The sequence below is a fragment of the Enterococcus sp. B2E4 genome, assembly GCF_030499455.1.
Lineage (GTDB): Bacteria > Bacillota > Bacilli > Lactobacillales > Enterococcaceae > Enterococcus_D > Enterococcus_D casseliflavus.
Map to the genome: position 1 here is coordinate 1 of NZ_JAUKPK010000007.1, position 3,351 is coordinate 3,351.

Sequence of the window (3,351 nt, forward strand, 5' to 3'; positions counted from 1 at the left end):
ATAAGGTAAAAAAAACGCGTGGCGACGTCCTACTCTCACAAAGGGAAACCCTTCACTACAATCGGCGCTAAGAAGCTTAACTTCTGTGTTCGGCATGGTTACAGGTGTATCCTTCTTGCTATCGCCACCACACTATTCAATTGAGTAAGTTTTGCTCACTCAAAACTGGATCGAAGAATCAAAACTCTACGAGTTTACGTGCTTTTTTCTTTTTGGTTAAGTCCTCGATCGATTAGTATCAGTCCGCTCCAACCATCACTGGCCTTCCACTTCTGACCTATCTACCTGATCATCTCTCAGGGATCTTACTTTCTTAAAGAAATGGGAAATCTCATCTTGAGGTGGGCTTCACACTTAGATGCTTTCAGCGTTTATCCCTTCCCTACATAGCTACCCAGCGATGCCTCTGGCGAGACAACTGGTACACCAGCGGTAAGTCCATCCCGGTCCTCTCGTACTAAGGACAGCTCCTCTCAAATTTCCAACGCCCGCGACGGATAGGGACCGAACTGTCTCACGACGTTCTGAACCCAGCTCGCGTGCCGCTTTAATGGGCGAACAGCCCAACCCTTGGGACCGACTACAGCCCCAGGATGCGACGAGCCGACATCGAGGTGCCAAACCTCCCCGTCGATGTGGACTCTTGGGGGAGATAAGCCTGTTATCCCCAGGGTAGCTTTTATCCGTTGAGCGATGGCCCTTCCATGCGGAACCACCGGATCACTAAGCCCGACTTTCGTCCCTGCTCGAGTTGTAGCTCTCGCAGTCAAGCTCCCTTCTGCCTTTACACTCTTCGAATGATTTCCAACCATTCTGAGGGAACCTTTGGGCGCCTCCGTTACCTTTTAGGAGGCGACCGCCCCAGTCAAACTGCCCATCTGACACTGTCTCCCAGCCCGATAAGGGCTGCGGGTTAGAGTGGCCATAACGCAAGGGTAGTATCCCACCATTGCCTCCATCGAAACTGGCGTCCCGATCTCTACGGCTCCTACCTATCCTGTACATGCGGTACAGACACTCAATATCAAACTACAGTAAAGCTCCATGGGGTCTTTCCGTCCTGTCGCGGGTAACCTGCATCTTCACAGGTACTAAAATTTCACCGAGTCTCTCGTTGAGACAGTGCCCAAATCGTTACGCCTTTCGTGCGGGTCGGAACTTACCCGACAAGGAATTTCGCTACCTTAGGACCGTTATAGTTACGGCCGCCGTTTACTGGGGCTTCAATTCGTACCTTCGCTTACGCTAAGCACTCCTCTTAACCTTCCAGCACCGGGCAGGCGTCAGCCCCTATACGTCATCTTTCGATTTTGCAGAGACCTGTGTTTTTGATAAACAGTCGCTTGGGCCTATTCACTGCGGCTGCTCGTTAGAGCAGCACCCCTTCTCCCGAAGTTACGGGGTCATTTTGCCGAGTTCCTTAACGAGAGTTCTCTCGCTCACCTTAGGATTCTCTCCTCGACTACCTGTGTCGGTTTGCGGTACGGGCCGTTGTTTTCTCACTAGAAGCTTTTCTTGGCAGTGTGACATCAGAAGCTTCGGTACTATTATTTCCCTCCTCATCACAGCTTGTCCGTATAGGTAGAAGCATTTGACTCCTACCAAGACTTACTGCTTGAACAGACATATCCATCAGTCTGCACTTCTTAGCCTCCTGCGTCCCTCCATTGCTCAAACAAAAACAACGGGTACAGGAATATCAACCTGTTGTCCATCGCCTACGCCTGTCGGCCTCGGCTTAGGTCCCGACTAACCCTGGGCGGACGAGCCTTCCCCAGGAAACCTTAGTCATTCGGTGGACAGGATTCTCACCTGTCTTTCGCTACTCATACCGGCATTCTCACTTCTAAGCGCTCCAGCAGTCCTCACGATCTGCCTTCAACGCCCTTAGAACGCTCTCCTACCAATGCACCTAATGGTGCACTCCACAGCTTCGGTAAACTATTTAGCCCCGGTACATTTTCGGCGCAGGGTCACTCGACTAGTGAGCTATTACGCACTCTTTAAATGGTGGCTGCTTCTAAGCCAACATCCTAGTTGTCTGTGCAACCCCACATCCTTTTCCACTTAATAGTTATTTGGGGACCTTAGCTGGTGGTCTGGGCTGTTTCCCTTTCGACTATGGATCTTATCACTCACAGTCTGACTCCCGGATATGAATGAATGGCATTCGGAGTTTATCTGAATTCGGTAACCCGAGATGGGCCCCTAGTCCAAACAGTGCTCTACCTCCATCATTCTCAATTCCGAGGCTAGCCCTAAAGCTATTTCGGAGAGAACCAGCTATCTCCAAGTTCGTTTGGAATTTCTCCGCTACCCACACCTCATCCCCGCACTTTTCAACGTACGTGGGTTCGGTCCTCCAGTGCGTTTTACCGCACCTTCAACCTGGACATGGGTAGATCACATGGTTTCGGGTCTACGACAACATACTCATTCGCCCTATTCAGACTCGCTTTCGCTACGGCTCCGTCTCTTCAACTTAACCTCGCATGCTATCGTAACTCGCCGGTTCATTCTACAAAAGGCACGCTATCACCCATTAACGGGCTCTAACTTGTTGTAGGCACACGGTTTCAGGATCTATTTCACTCCCCTTCCGGGGTGCTTTTCACCTTTCCCTCACGGTACTGGTTCACTATCGGTCACTAGGGAGTATTTAGCCTTGGGAGATGGTCCTCCCGGATTCCGACGGAATTCCTCGTGTTCCGCCGTACTCAGGATCCTCCTAGGTGTTATCCAAATTTCGCCTACGGGGTTTTTACCCTCTTTGACATACTTTTCCAAGTATTTCGACTATCTGAATAGACTACCATATCGGAGTCCTACAACCCCAACAAGCAAGCTTGTTGGTTTGGGCTTTTCCCGTTTCGCTCGCCGCTACTCAGGGAATCGAATTTTCTTTCTCTTCCTGCAGGTACTTAGATGTTTCAGTTCTCTGCGTCTACCTCGACTGCGCTATGTATTCACGCAGACGTAACATCCTATAAAAGATGCTGGGTTCCCCCATTCGGAAATCTCTGGATCATAGCTTACTTACAGCTCCCCAAAGCATATCGGTGTTAGTCCCGTCCTTCATCGGCTCCTAGTGCCAAGGCATCCACCGTGCGCCCTTATTCACTTAACCTTTGACCTTACGGTCGGTTTTGAGTACTTCTTCTAGCGATAGAAGGTTGCTCAAGAAAATAAGCGTTGAACTTATTAAAAAACTCTTTTAACATTTCAACTCGGTGTGTGTTACTTGTTTTGATTATTTCTTCGATATCCAGTTTTCAATGAACAAATCTTAACGACCATTGTCGTTAATGGAGCCTAGCGGGATCGAACCGCTGACCTCCTGCGTGCAAAGCA

General features: G+C 49.7%; 2 rRNA genes. Both read right to left on the reverse strand.

The window, feature by feature from the left end:
* Window positions 1–16: 16 nt before the first annotated feature.
* A 5S ribosomal RNA gene (gene rrf, locus Q1X33_RS08000) occupies window positions 17–132 on the reverse strand.
* An 80-nt stretch (window positions 133–212) separates the two neighbouring features.
* Window positions 213–3,127 (reverse strand): 23S ribosomal RNA (locus tag Q1X33_RS08005).
* Window positions 3,128–3,351: the final 224 nt, after the last annotated feature.